Below are 15,865 nucleotides of genomic sequence, written 5' to 3'. Positions count from 1 at the left end.
ATTTGGCCCCCGCATTTGGCCCCCCGCAGGCAGGCATGACAGGAAAGAGCGCTCCCCTCTTTCAGAAAACCCGCTCGTTCAGCCCCCCACGCGTTCGCTTGCCCGCTCGCTCACCCGTCCTCGCCTGTCCGCACCTGTCCGCGCCCATCCTCGATCCCCATCCACGATTCACTGGCCGGTTCGCCCAACGTAGGCCCTCCATCCCGGCGTGATGCCACGCCACACGCATCTGCCCGACAGGCAACGATGGACGCCCCCTTCTGACGCCGGAACGGCAAGGGCGCTATGATCATGTCCATCGACACGTCGCCCGGCCCTGCCGGCGGCAGCAACCGCATCCCTCACAGGCCCTTTCCATGCTGATTCCCGTCATCCTGTCCGGCGGCGCCGGAACCCGACTCTGGCCCGTCTCGCGTGAAGGTCACCCCAAGCCCTTCATGAAGCTGCCCGACGGCGAAAGCCTGCTGATGAAGACCTACCGGCGCGCACGCCGCGTGGCCGATCCGGGCGAGATCCTGACGGTGACCAACCGCGAGTACTTCTTCCTGTCGCGCGACGAGTACCAGCTGACCCTGCCCGATGAGCCCGAGCGTCCCACCTTCCTGCTGGAGCCCTTCGGCCGCAACACGGCCCCTGCCATTGCCCTGGCAGCCCTGCAGGTGGCCGATCGCCACGGCCCCGACGCCCTGATGCTGGTGATGCCCGCCGACCACCTGATCAGCGACGAGGCGCTGTTCGGCACCACCGTCGGCCAGGCCGCCGCACTGGCCGCCCAGGGGTATCTGGTCACCTTCGGCATCCAGCCCACCGCTCCGGAAACAGGCTACGGCTACATCGAGGCCGGCGAACCCATCCCGGGCGCGGGTCACCAGGCCAGCAATGGCCGTCACGTGGTCCGCTTCATCGAGAAGCCCGCCCGCGAGAAGGCCGAGCAGCTGCTGGCCGCCGGCAACTACCTGTGGAACTCGGGCATGTTCTGCTTTGCTGCCCGCACCATGCTGGAAGCCCTGCAGCAGCACGCCCCTGACGTGCTGCGCGCCGCTCGCGCTTGCCAGGCCAGCGCGAAGCAGGAGCACACCAGCCACGCCACCCTGCTGGAGATCGTCGGCGACGACTTCCGCGAGGCACCGGACATCTCCATCGACTATGCCGTCATGGAGAAATCCGACCGTGTGGCCGTGGTGCCCGGCACCTTCGGCTGGAACGACATCGGCTCATGGGATGCGGTGCGCAGCCTCTCGGCGCCCGATGACGAGGGCAACCGCAGCACCGGCGAGACCGTCTTCGTCGACAGCCACGACGTGTACGTTCACAACAGCGAAGACCGCCTGGTGGCCACCGTCGGCCTGGAGAACCTGCTCATCATCGACACCCCCGATGCCCTGCTGGTGGCTGCTGCCGACCAGGCCCAGAAGGTGAAGGAGGTGGTGAAGGAACTGAAGGCCCGCAAGCACGAGGCCGCCCAGCTGCACCGTACCGTGGCGCGCCCCTGGGGCACCTACACCATCCTGGGTGAAGGTTCGCGCTACAAGATCAAGCGCATCGAGGTGAAACCCGGCGCCAGCCTGAGCCTGCAGATGCACCACCACCGCAACGAGCACTGGATCGTCGTCAAGGGCATGGCCAAGGTCACCAATGGCGATGAAGAGATCTTCGTGGGGACCAACGAGTCCACCTACATCCCGGCCACCCACCGCCACCGGCTGGAGAACCCCGGCCTGCTGCCGCTGGTGATGATCGAGGTGCAGAGCGGCGAATACCTGGGCGAAGACGACATCGTGCGCTTTCAGGACAACTATGGCCGTGCCTGAAGCCGCCCAGGGCATCACCGCCGTCGTTGTCACCTACAACCCCGACCCCGAGCAGCTCGCCCGGCTCTGCCAAGCCGTGCAGCCACAGGTCGAACATGTTGTGCTGGTCGACAACGGATCATCCGCCGAGACCCTGGCCGCCCTTCAGGCCCTGGTGGAAGGCCCTTCCAGTGCGCTGACCCTGCTGGCCCAGGGCGAGAACCGGGGCATCGGCGCCGCACAGAACGCCGGCATCGCCATGGCACGCCAGCACGGTAGCCGCTACGTGCTGCTGCTGGACCACGACAGCATTCCCGAGGCCGACATGGTGGCCACCCTGCGCGCCGCCATCGAAGACCAGCCTGCCGGCAGCCCCCCGGTAGCCGCCGCCGGCCCGCGCTACGCCGATGCGCGCCAGACCACCAACCCCTCCCCCTTCGTGCAGCTGGAAGGATTCAAGCGCGTGCGCTGCGAATGCCAGCACGCCGGCCAGCTCATCGAGGTGGAGCACCTGATCGCCTCCGGCAGCCTGATCCCCATGGCCGTGCTGGACGCCGTGGGCGACATGGACGAGCGGCTCTTCATCGACTACGTGGACATCGAGTGGTGCCTGCGAGCCGCCCACGCCGGCTACCGCATGCTGGGCGTGTGCGACGCCCGCATGCAGCATGAACTGGGCGATACCCCCATCCGCTTCATGGGCAAGCACCTGCCCGACCACTCCCCCCTGCGCCACTACTACCTGTTCCGCAACGCCCTGCTGCTGCAGCGCATGCCGCACATTGGCTGGCGCTGGAAGGTGGTGGATGCCTACCAGACCGTCATGAAGTACGGCTTCTACGCCCTGGTGGCCACGCCACGCCTGCCGCGCATCCGCATGATGAACCGGGGCCTGTGGGACGGACTGCTGGGCCGCGGCGGTGCCTACCAACCGCGCTGAAGTCCCTGTGTCACCCCCCGAAGACAGCCGGCACACAGTTCCACCTGCCTCGCCCATGCCCCGTCCGGCCCCGAGAAACTCCTGAAAAATCAGGCGTGTTCCCGGCATCTCCGGGGTTTCCTATCGTCATCTGCGCCCTTCCGTCACAATAACGGTTGCCCAGTCACACAGGTTCCCATGAAGATCACCCTCTCCATCGTCAGCCACGGCCAGCGCGACATCGCCCTGCGCATGCTGGAAGACATCCTGCGCCTGAGCCCCCCGGACGTGGCGGAAATCATCTACACCGCCAACATCCCCGAACGCGATCTGCCCGCCCTGAACATGGGCCACATCCGCCTGGTGGTGATCCGCAACGAGACCCCCAAGGGCTTCGGCAGCAACCACAACACCGCCTTCTCGCACTGTCGCACGCCCTACTTCTGCGTGATGAACCCGGACCTGCGGTTCGACGCCGACCCCTTCCCGGCCCTGCTGAAGGACCTGACCGGCACACCGAAGCGGGGTCTGGTAGCCCCCCGGATCTACAGCCCCGAAGGCGAGCTGGCCAACACCGCCCGCAAGCTGTACACCCCGCGCGAGCTGATCCGCCAGAAACTGCACCCCGTCAACCACGGCGACCACCCCGACTGGCTGGCCGGCATGTTCCTGCTGTTCAACAGCCGCGCCTACAACGAGATCCGCGGCTTCGACGAAGGCTACTTCCTGTACATCGAGGACGTGGACATCTGCAGCCGCCTCTGCCTGGCCGGCTGGAGCCTCGCCCAGGTGGCCGACACCCGGGTAGTGCACGATGCCCGCAAGCAGAGCCATCGATCTCTGCGCTTCACCCGCTGGCACATCGGCGGCATGCTGCGCTACTGGACCCGCACCTGCTTCTGGCGGTATGGGTGGCGGCTTTGGCGGGAGGGGCGCAAAGCTGCCAAGGCATGACGGTCTGTCATCTGTCCAAAGAAACGTCGTTTCAGCAGAGAGACTTAATGCACCCGCAGCACTTCGACTAGGCTGGGCGCATCCAGCACCCGTTCGGCCCAAGTGTCCAGCTCCTGCCCGGAAGCCACCTTTAGACGCTCGCGCGTCACCTCGTCCAGTGGGCCAAAGCGCGTTTCCAGCTGGCGGATCAGCAGCTGCTGCTTACCCTGCAGCACGCCCAGCTCGACCCCCTGCTGGACACCTTGTTGGATTCCTTGGGCCTTACCTTCGGCCCTAAGCTGCTCAACCACATCCACCATCCTGCGTTCCTCCGTTGCATAGCGTTCAGCGTACAGGCGCTGCCCCGTTTCATCAAGCTTGGCATAGTGCTTGATGAAGTATCCGTACTTGGCCACTTTCTCGACATCAGCCTCCATCGAAAGAAGCCCCTGCGTGGCCTTGCCACAGGCGTCGACCCGCTCCAGAAGTGACTTGTGGCGCATGCACGGCAAGGTGATGCGGGTGACGATGTTGTCACTGTCGAAATAGTCACGTGCGTGGAGTCGCCCCAGCTCACACACCAGCGGGGTGAAGTGCATGAAGATGCGCCCCTCGCTGCCTAGTCTCAGTCGCGTGCGGCTGCAAGCCTGGCCGCGCAGAAAGATCACGACCGGCACTACCCGGTCCGTCTCGCAAGTTTCGGCGACCTGGGCACAGTAGACGGCCATCCGGTAGATGGAGAAGCGATGTGCATCGCTCTCCTCTTCCAACAGGAAGATGATGGCCTCACGCCTGCCATCGGGCCACGTTACCTTCAGTGGCACATCCAGCTCGAAGAAGCGGTCGCTGAGTCGATCCTTCGGCAGTTCCTGCCGTATCGGTGTGATCAGGACATCGGGCCCAAGGTGCGCTGCCACCTCAGCGGCAAAGAAGGCCAGTGCTTCGCGCGGGTAGTCAAGGATGAGGTTCTTGAAGTTCTGATCGTGACTGGTGCTCATGCCGTCATCCGTGGCGGACGAGATGGCGGAATGATCCTCTGGACCAAGAGGCACTTCAATCGGTCAGATGGATGAGGGAGAAGGGCTAGATGGCCGGCCGTAAATCATCCCACATGAAAGCAAGGCGACCACCTGCGGCTCGAAGCGGTGCGAACCCCATTCTTCGTCGCAATGCAACAATCTGCTTCATAAAACACAAAACTGACATGAAAGTCAAATTTGATACACAAACCCATCTATTGATAAAGTTCATTGCCCCTCGTACTCGGAATGAGGGCTCATCCGTTCCCTCCGGTACAGAAGAGACACGCCACCATGAAGTTGAGTGCGCACCTGATCATTGCTCCTTTTCTGCTTGCGTTCTCGGGATGGACGCTATCAGCCCATCTCTGTGTTCTTCTAGGACTCGGTGCATATGCACTGATAGCCCTGTTCCCTTGTGTAACAACCCTTCTTCTCCTTGCATACAGAAAAGGCACAAGAATCCCTTTCCCGGGCCAAAACGCACGCACCCCCCCACAAGACACTGTCTCAGAAAGATTGATTCTGCAGCAGGATCACTCCTCTTCCGCTGAGATCTGGTGGATGGATGCACCTCATCCCGACAAACTGGGAGCACGGCCTCACCATGGCTTCTTCGGCAGGATGCTTGATACAACACACGCTCTTATCCGCTGGCGTGACGGGCTGGCCCTACATCTCATGCTCGCTGTATCACCACTGGTTCTCCATGCATCATGGTATGCGTTCTGGGCCTATGCCATTCTGCTTCTTCTGCTCTGTCTGGTAGACAAGGGTATGCCTCTAGGCCGTCCGACAGGCACGATCCCATCCATGGAAGTAGCCACCGGGCAGTTCATCGCACCTGCGCTATGTCTGTTCATACTGGTATTCATAATCCTGGCGCTATCCATCACACGCAGCGACCTTGATGATGCCTACTATGCAGCCGTAGCAGCACATATGGCAGCTCACCCCGAAGCACCGCTGCAATCAGGGGATCCCATGCTCGGGGAAACGGGGTTCCCTCTCATCTTTCACAGCTTCCGCTTCTCGTCATTCGAGCTGCTGTCCGGAGCCCTGGGTCTGCTTTCTTCCTCAGCAGCTCTTGATGCCTACTATATATATCTCGTCCCTCTTTGGTCAGGCCTTGCCGTACTTGCGACCTACCTCTTGGTGCGGCAGCTGCAGCCACAACAGTGGTTGCTTCCCACTATATGCACACTTGCCCTGGTTCTACTTCTGGGCGAGATGCACCGGAGTTCGGCCAACTTCTCCTTCGTAAGGATCTTCCAAGGCAAAGCAGTATTCGTATCCGTACTCGTCCCCTGTATCTATTACCTCACCAACCGTGTCTTTTCGGCCAGCGCAACTCGCGCAGACTTTCTCCTGCTGGCCTGCTGTCAGATTTCAGCTATTGGAATGAGCAATATTGGCATGTTGATGGGTCCCCTTGCCGGTTTCAGTGCATTGATGGCCAACATTGCCATGCCCCAAAAATATCATCGCATCCGATTTCCTTTGGTAGCCTCCCTGCTTCTCATTCCCCTACCCTATCTTCTCGATGTCCTTGTCCAGTCCGCAGGGTCTCCTCTTCTCGAAATCGCCAATGAGCCACCCAACTCCGTCTGGAAAAGCGTTTTCGGACACCATCAACAGTATCTTGTCGCCCTCCTTCTGCTGGCAGGCCCAGTTCTGTCGACGACACCCGCGGTACGGTGGCGTCTGACAGTCCCTACCCTAATTTTAATGGTCGTCTATCTAAACCCATGGCTTGCCGGTTTTATCTCACGACACGTAACGACCCCTGCTGTCTACTGGCGGGTCGTATGGACGCTCCCTGTTCTGATATACATGGGAGTTGGGGGCAGCATGCTTCTGACCGCACCTGTTCTCTGGAAGCGTCATCACCCTCGCGCTGCCGTCGCCATGTTGATTCTGATGGCCCTGGTAGTACAGGCACTGCCTCACCACACACTTCGTCCATCTAACATCGAACCATACCAAGGCTTTGCCACCTGGAAGATTCGCATGGAGGACCTTCAGGTAGCACAAGAGGCAATGGCACTATGCCTGCCTGGACAGCGCCTCCTGGCCCCTGAACGCATCGCTGGGGTCATCTCCAGGTTCGAGCACCATCCGCCCCTTATCGCCACACGGGATGCCTACATCGACTTCATGAAGCCGTATGTCAATACAGACCAGCACCTTGCCCGCCGCGTCCTGTATGACTTCGCCAACGGACGTCTTCCAGCTCCCGATAACGCCGTACGCAACGCCTTGAATTCTCTGCAGGTCGGAATGGTAGTCACCATCGCATCTCAAGAAACGCCCCAAATAACAGGACTCCTGAGCGCTTCCGGGTTTCGCCAAGCGAGCTCCCTGAGTGGTCATCATCTTTGGACAAAGCAACCATAACGTACTGATCCCGGCCGACTCCCCTCCATGCTCAGGGCAGCACGGGAAAAGGTGTCTCGCCTCCTCCTCGACCTCAGACATTCCGACAGATAGATCCCTTGCCTGAGCTATACATCCTTTGGATCTCGCCCGGAGTACCTCCACCTGTCCGTGACAACTCGATCAGCGGGTGTCAACTCGAAACAACACTGTTTCATTAATTAGACATCTGATACCATATGTTTCGTTTTGAGGTTCATCTAATTTGGATGAACCAGTTCTGCCATGTCTGTGTGCGCCTCACTGATCGCCCGCCAAGCCATGCCTCTCGAGGGCGAGGCTGAGCATCACACTCCAAGGAATCGTCGCATGGCATGAGCAGATTCATTCACCCAAGATCATTGCGCCATGGGTTCAATCACAAAACAATGTCCGGCATGCGGACAGAATCTGCGTGCAGGACAGCACGATTGGCACTTGGTCTGTCCCTCCTGCTCGTATGAGGGCAGCTCCCTCCAAGTGGACATTGATGTCGTCGGGGACCACGAGGTACTGAATGAAGCTCTGCGCCAAGAAGGGCTTAGTGACCTCAGACAAGCCAACTTTCGTCTTCTGAGCAAGAAAATCGCCGCCTCCGTCTCGGTACTTCCGGGAGAGCGGAAGCCTCGCCTGCTGGATGTCGGATGTGCTCATGGATGGTTCATCCAGGCCACGGAGAAGGCATTCTCAAGCCAAGGCATAGAGCCCGACGCCCGCATTGCCGACGTTGCGGCCTCAAAAGGCCTCAAGGTCAGGAAGGGTTTCTTTCCGGATGTCCTCGATCAGGACGAACGCTTCGATGTCATCAGTTTCAACGATGTCATGGAGCATATCCCCGACGTCAACGCTGCTTTCAATGCCTGTGCAAGGCACTTGACCCCAGGTGGGCGTGTCGTTATTAACGCCCCGGCAAGGACGGGTACCTTGTACCAAATTTCAAAGTTGCTGGATCGGTTGGGCCTTCCTTCCAGCTTCGAGCGAATGTGGCAGAAAGACTTTCCGTCCCCTCACATCCATTACTTCGATGACAACTCAATTGAGGCCATTGGAGAGAAGGCCGGACTGATGCTGGAGAAAATCAGCACCTTGCCCTCACTGAGTACAAACGGGCTGTATGCACGCATTCGATACGACAGGAACATGCCTGCCTGGAAGGCTTGGGCAATTACATCCATTCTTTTCGTCATGAATCCTGTACTCAGGATCCTTCCCGCCGACATAAAGGTTTGGGTTCTGAGACTTCAAACATGACCGGCTTTTCCTCACAAGAGAATGCCGACCTTTAGAAAGTATCTAACCTCATGCCCCCCCCAATTACACAGGTTCTTATATTTCAGACCCCCGCCATGACACAAGAAATAGAAACGGACAAGACCTATCATCGCCCAGCTTCGTCTTTATTGCTTCAACACCCGAGACCATAGCCTCACCAGCCCCGCATACCAGACGATCAAGCATAGAAACATAATCATTCATATTTTCACGGAGACCTGAAATGCCAGACAAATTCCGAACAAAGAAATTAAACAAACTCGGTCTCAAAAAATGCATAGTCGCCCTATCTGCCCTTTACTGTATCACTCACGTACTCCTTGCACTAACACCGTCGTCATACGCGTTGGCACTTCAGATTGCAGGCCAGGAAGTCAAGGGACTGATTCTTGGAACTCCCAGAGCCATCCGTTCCGATGAATGGATGGTATTGACCCCCTATTACCAGATTGCCGTCAATAATAACTTCCTGATGACGAACCCCCTCTCCCCTTACCAGGAGAGCCTTAGATCTTTCCAGTCCCTTCCCATTCTTGACTGGGGCCTCATTTTCAAACCATATCACTGGGCATTCTTTGCCCTCCCTCCGGCGAACGCGCTGTCTCTATATTATCTATTCATGACTTTGTCCTTTGTGGCGGGCTGGGGAATGCTGTTCAGACAATTCCGCCTTCCCTTTTCCATCTCGCTTCTACTGTCCGGAACCCTCTATTTTTCTCCCATGGTCCAGACATGGTGGACAACAAACCTTGGCTCATTTTCTCTTGCACCATGGGCAGTGCTTTCATGGATCCTAATAGAAAACCGGATTTTGCGAGTTCTTCTAACCGCATATACCCTAGCCACGTGGGCTCTAGCCAACGCGTACCCCCCATTTCTGTACTCCATCGGCTTCGCAATGGCGGCACTGACAGTCAGTATCAGAACAGACATACTGAACAGGAAACGCCTGGTAGACGGTCTCCTTGCCCTAGCGGCCGCACTCGGCATTTTCTTCCTCTACTTCGGCGACCTCATTGCCATCATGAGGAATACCGTTTACCCCGGCCATAGGGTAAGCACGTCCGGCGGTGTGGGATGGCCAAGAATGATCGCACACCTGCTCCCTGGCGTCACGACGCGTTCATACGAACCACTCCCGGGCATCCCGAACAGCAATGCAGCAGAAATTACCGTCCTCTCAACCTTTCTCCCTGCGCTCACGCTAGCACTGATCGACTATTCGCGTCTTCAGAAAATCATCTGGGAAAAACGACTCAAGGCTCTGGCTTTTTCTGCATTCTTCTTCTTCATTTCATGCTGGCTGATTCTTTACATCCCTCCCGTGGTAGCAAAGCTGACCGGCCTCTCTATGGTACCGACAGGGCGTGCCGTCCTCGCCTTCGGGCTCATGCTCAACATCATCTGTGCCGTAGCCCTGGCACGGGCTGGAATACGGATAAGCGGTTTGCGTCTTCTCCTTCTTGCCGCCATCCTCTTTACGGGAACGGCCCTAAAGCTGGCTCTATCAGAGGTAGCGGCGACCGAACTCTATGGATTCATGGATGCCATTCCGTACGCGTGCGTGGCCTTGCTGGCTGGCATTCTGCTTTCAAGGGTATCTAGTCTATCAACGCCCCTAATTGCTGTCTTCTTTGTCGCGTTTGCGAGCAACGCTCTGACGTACGGCCCTTTCAATCCGGTGCAATCTGCATACCCGATATTCGACCATGACCGTGCCACCACAAGACAGCACATGGCAAATCTTGGAGCCATCGTCACGAACAAGGGGGATATCGCGGTACCAGGCCATTTCGGTGCGATCCTGGAGGGAATGGGATTTCAGACAATCAACCATGTTCTCTATGCCCCTCAACTTGACTATTTCCGCAAGATCTACGGCAACATGGATGAAAGCAGCTTCACACAGACATTCAATCGATATGCCCACATATCCATTGGAAACGTCACCAAGCCGACACTCATCGCCCCTGACCACGTACAGCTTCCTATAAGCAGTTTCTCTGGGAATAGCTTGCTTTCAGGTATCGAGCCCCCCTCTCCCGCGATTGAGATTCTCAATTCCCCTCCGAGCACGCTGGAGCAGATCAACCGACATGGACACATCGACAGCATTTCACGCTCTGCTGACGACAAAAACACTCTGGATCTGACCGGTTGGATTCATGCACGCTCAGACCCCAGCACTGCGGTCCGCATATGGAGCAGTAACCCCATTCAGAAAGCAGAAATCAGCAGCCACAGCAGGGCTGATGTCGCTCAGGCCATATCACAGGAGCTCGCCAATTCCGGAATTCGACTCCGTCTCCGTTTCCGAGAGCCCCTATCGCCTGACGACAAAGTCTGTATTGAAGTACAGGATGGTGAAGGCATATTCAGCACCGTCCTGTTCATGAACGCTGATCACGGATGTACCACCCTTGGTCTCTCATGAGCGCCTCTCGCCACTTCCCTCCTCAGCAGCAGCCGATTGAGTCGTCTCAGATCACCTTGGAGCCGGACAGCCTGGCGTTACCTGCATCGTCCGGTCCTGCTGATGGATCAGCACGACACAAGCGTTCCTTACATAGCCGTTTTCCGGACGTTCATTGTCTCCCACCGCTGGATGGAACCTCCAGACACTGAATGCGGTCGCTCCATTAGTCAGCTTCAACTCCATGTCAACATAACGTCCAGAGGGAATACGAACGAACACGTAGCTGTTGTCCACCACATCATCCAGATCAACATCGACCTGATGCCGCTGACCGCCAACGTCTGTCAACATCAAGGATGCCGTGCCTTTCAAGGTCTGTCCGTATGTTCCCACCATGAACCCCAGAGCCTCGGTCATTGGTATAGCGTTATCAGATACATCCGATACTAGGCGAAACACCATCGGGTGCCCCGGCACAAGCAGCGGCCCGGGCTCCACGACGCCTTCTCTGGCCATAGCCTTGGCTGTAACAGGTCCGACTGAAAACACGGGGATATAGAATGCCTGAATGAGCTTGCACACGCTGATGAGCAAGGACACCAGTCCCAACGCAACCAGCATCACTATTCGCAATGACCTCAACCACGCCGTCATAGCGGGCTTCCAACTACACACAGCCAGTAGCAACAGCATGACAGGCACCAGCAGATAGCGCCCCTGAACCCCCTGAATGACCGTGGCTGGATGCGGCGTCCATGTGAACAGCATGGCCAGGAACGCCAGAAAGATGCCTGTCATGCCTGTCAACATCAGTGCGCTACGCGGCATGAGTGTCTGTACAAACTGTTTCGGCGTGACAAGGCAAGGCAGGATGACCAATCCTAGCAGACCCCCAACATAGGCATAGGCTCCACGCGACAGCGGTTGATCGAAAAATACCCCAAGGAATGACCCAACATAGCTATTCAGCATTACCCGGTCTGTCAATGTTTGTACAAGAACACTCACGAGCTTCGTGGGAGCGCTCAGATAGTAGAAGACCACCTGAGCGGTAGATACCTCCCTAGGAATCCTGAAATCGACCGTGTTCGGTATAGCCAACGCCATCCAGATCATGATAGCCAGCGTTGCTGTCGCCACAGCCACCCATGGCCATACTCGTCGGGTAGGTAAGGCTGCGACAGCCATCAAAAGCACCATAGGAGCCAGATGCGCCCGCGCAGTACCCAGCAAAAATACCACGACAGCCATCAGCCAGAACAGACCTTCAGCTGAGCCCCTGCGCAATGCGAGCAAACGCAGAAAACAGGAAATCGCCAGGATAGCAAGCGCGTTGCAAAGAAAATCTATACTAGCCGATGCCATCTGAAAGATACTCATTGGCAAAAGCATGAGTGCAATAACGACAGGTTGCGGCCAGAAAATGTAAAAGGCCAGAGCGATGGTCGCCGCCCCCGCGAGCATCGCAAAAGCGCGCGCCAGATAGTAGCTTCGCTCAACCGTCAGGCCCCATGCCTTTCCAATGGCCAGCGCTGAGGCCTGAGGCAGATAGACCAAAGGGAAGTAATAGCCTGTTCCAGGGGTATAGGAAAACTCTTCTTCTCCACGCCAACGAATGCTCTCCGTTGCCTTCTGATCCAATAGATTTTCCTTATTCCGCCGGTAGGGGTCGTACTGTTCAAGATATTCAATTAGCCCCTTATCCACCATGCCGCCGGACATGGTACTTCCATTGTGGCACTGCGCACTCTCGCCTTGGCAAGACTTCGTCTTCAGAAAGAAATGTCCCTGTGATAGGAGATAGGCACGAATAATATGTCCTTCCTCGTCAGGTGACTTTCGCGGAGGGATAATGACAGACAAGACCCCTCCCAGCAGAAGGGTAACGATCAAAACCCAACGAAAGGCCATACCCAGAGGCAGGCCCTGTTGTGAAACAGGAGAAGTGTTGTCTGGCATGGCCCGATCAGCTTTGTAACGAGACTGACCGGATTGTACAGTGCCCCTTACTCAGGGCTGACACGCACGTCTTTCGTCATGCAGCCCTGCAAGAATCCGCAGGCCCGCGCCAGCCCGGAAGGCGTCTGACGCGGGGCCTGCCGTGCGGGTTCACGACGCAACCGGCGCAACCGACACGTCCAGTGCTGCCACCCGCGAAGGCCACGCCATGGAGAAGTCGTCCCCCAGCAGGGAGAGGTTCGGGCTGTAGGCCGGATCATCGGCGATGAGGGCGCCCCAGCGCTGCTTCATGATGGCAGCCTCGGCTGCCAGACGCTGCTGGTTGCTGCCTGCCTGGTCACTGCCCCGGCTGGCGGATTCGTGATGGATGAAGGAGGCAAAGGGGTTGTAGAGGTTGCGCAGCCCCTGGGCACGGACCTTCAGACAGAAGTCCACGTCGTTGTAGGCGACCTTCAGGGTCTCGTCGAAGCCATCGACGGCCTGGTAGGTGCTCTTCCGGATCATCAGGCAGGCGGCCGTGACGGCGCTGAACATCTGATGGGCCGAGGCGCGGCCAAAGTAGCCGAAGTTGCCGCGCGGAATGCCCTTGTGAGCGTGGGAGGCCACGCCACCGATGCCCAGCACGACGCCGCCATGCTGCAGGGTGTTGTTGGGATACCAGAGCTGGGCGCCCACGCAGCCGATATCGGGCTGGCAGGCAAAGGCCAGCATTTCTTCCAGCCAGTCGGTCTGGGTGATCTCGATGTCGTTGTTCATCAGCACCAGGTATTCGCCGTCAGTCTGCGCCACCCCCAGGTTGTTGAGCGCAGAGTAGTTGAACGGGATGTCGGCACGGATGACCTTGACGCGCTCGTCCTTGGCGATGCTGTCGAGGTAGGCGAGCGCTTTCTCATCAGTGCTGCCGTTGTCCACGACGACGATCTGGTAGTTCGGGTAGGCGGTCTTTTCCAGGATGGAATTGACGCACATGGACAGCAGCTCGACCCGGTCACGGGTGGGGATGACGATGCTGACGAGCGGCAGCGGATCGGGCAGTCGGTGCTTGATGCGCAGCAGGCCCGGGATGCCGGGAGCCGGATAGACCTGGGTGTCGGGCTTGCCGATGCGTTGCAGGTGCGAGGTGATGGATTCGATCTGGGCCTTGAGGGCGTAGTCCTTCTCTTCCAGTGCCAGCGCGGTGCTGCCGGGAAAGATGCGCCAGTGGTAGAGCACGCGCGGCACGTGGACGATGTTCTCGGGGCCAACCTTCTCGATGACGCGCAGGGCCAGATCCCAGTCCTGGGCGCCTTCGTAGCCGACGCGGAATCCCCCGATCTCTTCGAGCACACTGCGGCGGTAGACGCCGAAGTGGCTGATCATGTTCTGCGACAGGAAGAGTTCGTAGTTGAACTGGCACTTGAAGTACGGCGCCTGGCGCACGTTGTCTTCGGTGACCTTGTCTTCGTCGGAGTAGATGAGGCCGGCCTGCGGATGCTGGTGGGCAGCCAGCGCCATGTAGGCCAGGGCATGCGGCGGCAGCAGGTCGTCGTTGTCCATCAGCGCGATGTAGTCGCCGGTGGCGATTTCCAGCGCCGAATTGGTAGCTGCCGAGATATGGCCGTTCTTTTCGCGGAAGACGAGCTTGATGCGCGGATCCTGGGCGGCCAGCTCGGTCAGCAGTTCACGCACGGCGGCATTGGGCGAGGCATCGTCGGCGATGCAGATTTCCCAGTGCGGATAGACCTGGGCCTGCACGGATTCGATGGCCTGGCGCAGGTAGTCCAGCGGCGGGTTATAGACGGGCATGACGACCGAGAAGGTGGTGGTGATGCCCAGGTCCTCGATCTTCTGGCCCAGGGCCGCCATGGTGGCCTTGTCGGTGGGGTCGTAGAGACGCAGCCAGCCGTGGTAGGGATCTTCGCCCGGTTGCAGCAACGCAGCCTGTGCAGCGGCGGCCGGCACGTTCAGCAGGCGCTCGGCGTTGCTGATACGTGCCTGCAGGCCCTGAACGCCTTCGTTCCTGAGGATGCTGACGGCCTGGCTGGCGGTCTTTCCGACGCCCCCGCGCATGGCAATGGAGCGGCGCACCAAGGCGACTTTCTGGCGGGTTCGGTTGATGGGGGTACCCACCCAGCGGATGGGGGCGGTCATGCGCCAGCACAGCGACTGCTGCAGGGCGGTGGCCAGGTGATGCAGCTCGGCAGCATGCTGGTCCGAGGCCTGTCGGGCGGCACGTGCTTCTTCCAGCGCCTGGTTGGCTTCGGTCAGACGTTCCTTCAGCCTGGCCTCTTCCACCCGCTGGAGGCCATCCAGCTTCTGCTGCAGTTCAGCCTGCGTGCGCTGCAGTTGGGCGCATTGTTCATCACGCTCGGCCAGCCGGGCAGTGAGTGCCTCGATCTGTGCCTGCATGCCGGCCTGTATCTGGGCCCCCAACAGCATGTCGGCCACACCGGCCAGCTGGTTGCGGGCTTCGGGCGTGGCGCAGGCCTGCAACGCCTGCTGGAAGGCCTTCGGCACGTTCCCGCCCACCGCCAGCACACCCAGACCCTGGGCATGCGCAAAGGCCAGATGCGGATATTGGGGTTGCAGCTGCAGCCACAGAGCGGCCGCACCGCTGTCAGCCTGCTCGATGCCAACCAGCAGCACCACGGCATGATCGGAGAGCCGGTCACGCCAGCTTTCGTATTCGTTGCGTACGGTCTCGGGCGAGTAGCGACCATCGATCAGCAGCAGATCGATGCTGCCGGGTGCAAAGCGAGGCAGGGCCTGGGCATCACCCATGCGCAGCAGGCCGGAGAAGGCGCCGAAATGCTGGCGGTTGTAGTCGGATGCGCCGGCTTCCTGCTGCACGCTGTGGCGCTGTGCCAGTTCTTCGGCCTGCCAGGTGCCCACGGCCCAGCAACGGGTAGGCAGGCTGTTCTCGGCCACGGTCTGGCATGCAGCAAAGTAGAGGTTGCCCGACTGGGTACCCAGCTGGACGAAGGTGGCGGGCTGGAGTTCTTTTACCAGCCAGGCCACGAACGGGATGTGGCCCTGCAGGTCGAAGGGAGGAACCAGCCGGTTGGGCCGGAAGGCAAGCACTTGGGCAAGGAGGGAGTCCATGTCGTTCATCGAGCAGGGCTTGTTCTTGTTCGGGATGACGCCCCGGGGCGTGGCCCCGATG

General features: G+C 59.1%; 9 protein-coding genes. 6 read left to right on the top strand and 3 right to left on the bottom strand.

Annotated features, from left to right (window positions below; translation table 11 throughout):
- Positions 1–356: 356 nt before the first annotated feature.
- The 3 genes from EL249_RS05985 (at position 357) to EL249_RS05975 (ending at position 3,663) form a co-directional block, all read left to right on the top strand.
- A complete protein-coding gene (locus EL249_RS05985; RefSeq protein ID WP_005673706.1) occupies positions 357–1,811 on the top strand; it encodes a mannose-1-phosphate guanylyltransferase/mannose-6-phosphate isomerase in 1,455 nt (484 codons plus the stop codon).
- The gene (locus EL249_RS05980) at positions 1,804–2,730 is read left to right on the top strand and encodes a glycosyltransferase family 2 protein (protein ID WP_197721610.1); all 927 of its coding nucleotides are present in this window, start codon (positions 1,804–1,806) and stop codon (positions 2,728–2,730) included. The genes EL249_RS05985 and EL249_RS05980 overlap by 8 nt, the downstream gene beginning before the upstream one ends.
- A 177-nt stretch (positions 2,731–2,907) precedes the next feature.
- Positions 2,908–3,663, top strand: a complete 756-nt coding sequence (locus EL249_RS05975) for a glycosyltransferase (protein ID WP_005673708.1) — start codon at positions 2,908–2,910, stop codon at positions 3,661–3,663.
- A 44-nt stretch (positions 3,664–3,707) separates the two neighbouring features.
- Here the strand turns inward: EL249_RS05975 and EL249_RS05970 are convergent, their stop codons facing one another.
- Complete coding sequence (locus tag EL249_RS05970) at positions 3,708–4,640, bottom strand: DUF4351 domain-containing protein (protein ID WP_005673709.1); 933 nt, start codon at positions 4,638–4,640, stop codon at positions 3,708–3,710.
- A 315-nt stretch (positions 4,641–4,955) separates the two neighbouring features.
- Between EL249_RS05970 and EL249_RS05965 the strand changes: the two genes are divergently transcribed.
- The 3 genes from EL249_RS05965 to EL249_RS05955 all read left to right on the top strand — a co-directional run bounded on the left by EL249_RS05965 (position 4,956) and on the right by EL249_RS05955 (position 10,782).
- Positions 4,956–7,058 carry a DUF6077 domain-containing protein gene (locus EL249_RS05965; RefSeq protein ID WP_126348110.1) on the top strand — a complete coding sequence of 701 codons (2,103 nt, stop codon included), beginning with the start codon at positions 4,956–4,958 and terminating at the stop codon, positions 7,056–7,058.
- A gap of 498 nt (positions 7,059–7,556) precedes the next feature.
- Positions 7,557–8,327 (top strand): class I SAM-dependent methyltransferase, encoded by a 771-nt coding sequence (locus EL249_RS05960; RefSeq protein ID WP_005673712.1) that lies wholly within the window; start codon positions 7,557–7,559, stop codon positions 8,325–8,327.
- A gap of 244 nt (positions 8,328–8,571) precedes the next feature.
- The gene (locus EL249_RS05955; protein ID WP_005673713.1) at positions 8,572–10,782 is read left to right on the top strand and encodes a DUF7657 domain-containing protein; all 2,211 of its coding nucleotides are present in this window, start codon (positions 8,572–8,574) and stop codon (positions 10,780–10,782) included.
- Between the two features lie 51 nt (positions 10,783–10,833).
- Here EL249_RS05955 and EL249_RS05950 read toward each other — a convergent pair whose 3' ends face one another.
- Together EL249_RS05950 and EL249_RS05945 are read right to left on the bottom strand one after the other, a co-directional pair.
- On the bottom strand, positions 10,834–12,723 hold the full coding sequence (locus EL249_RS05950; protein WP_083799504.1) for a DUF2142 domain-containing protein: 1,890 nt from the start codon (positions 12,721–12,723) through the stop codon (positions 10,834–10,836).
- Positions 12,724–12,873: 150 nt separating this feature from the next.
- Positions 12,874–15,804 carry a glycosyltransferase family 2 protein gene (locus tag EL249_RS05945; RefSeq protein ID WP_169311680.1) on the bottom strand — a complete coding sequence of 977 codons (2,931 nt, stop codon included), beginning with the start codon at positions 15,802–15,804 and terminating at the stop codon, positions 12,874–12,876.
- Positions 15,805–15,865 lie beyond the last annotated feature (61 nt).

Source organism: Lautropia mirabilis, assembly GCF_900637555.1.
Lineage (GTDB): Bacteria > Pseudomonadota > Gammaproteobacteria > Burkholderiales > Burkholderiaceae_E > Lautropia > Lautropia mirabilis.
Note: the sequence above shows the minus strand (reverse complement) of the source record. Positions and strands in the feature narration are given on the sequence as shown.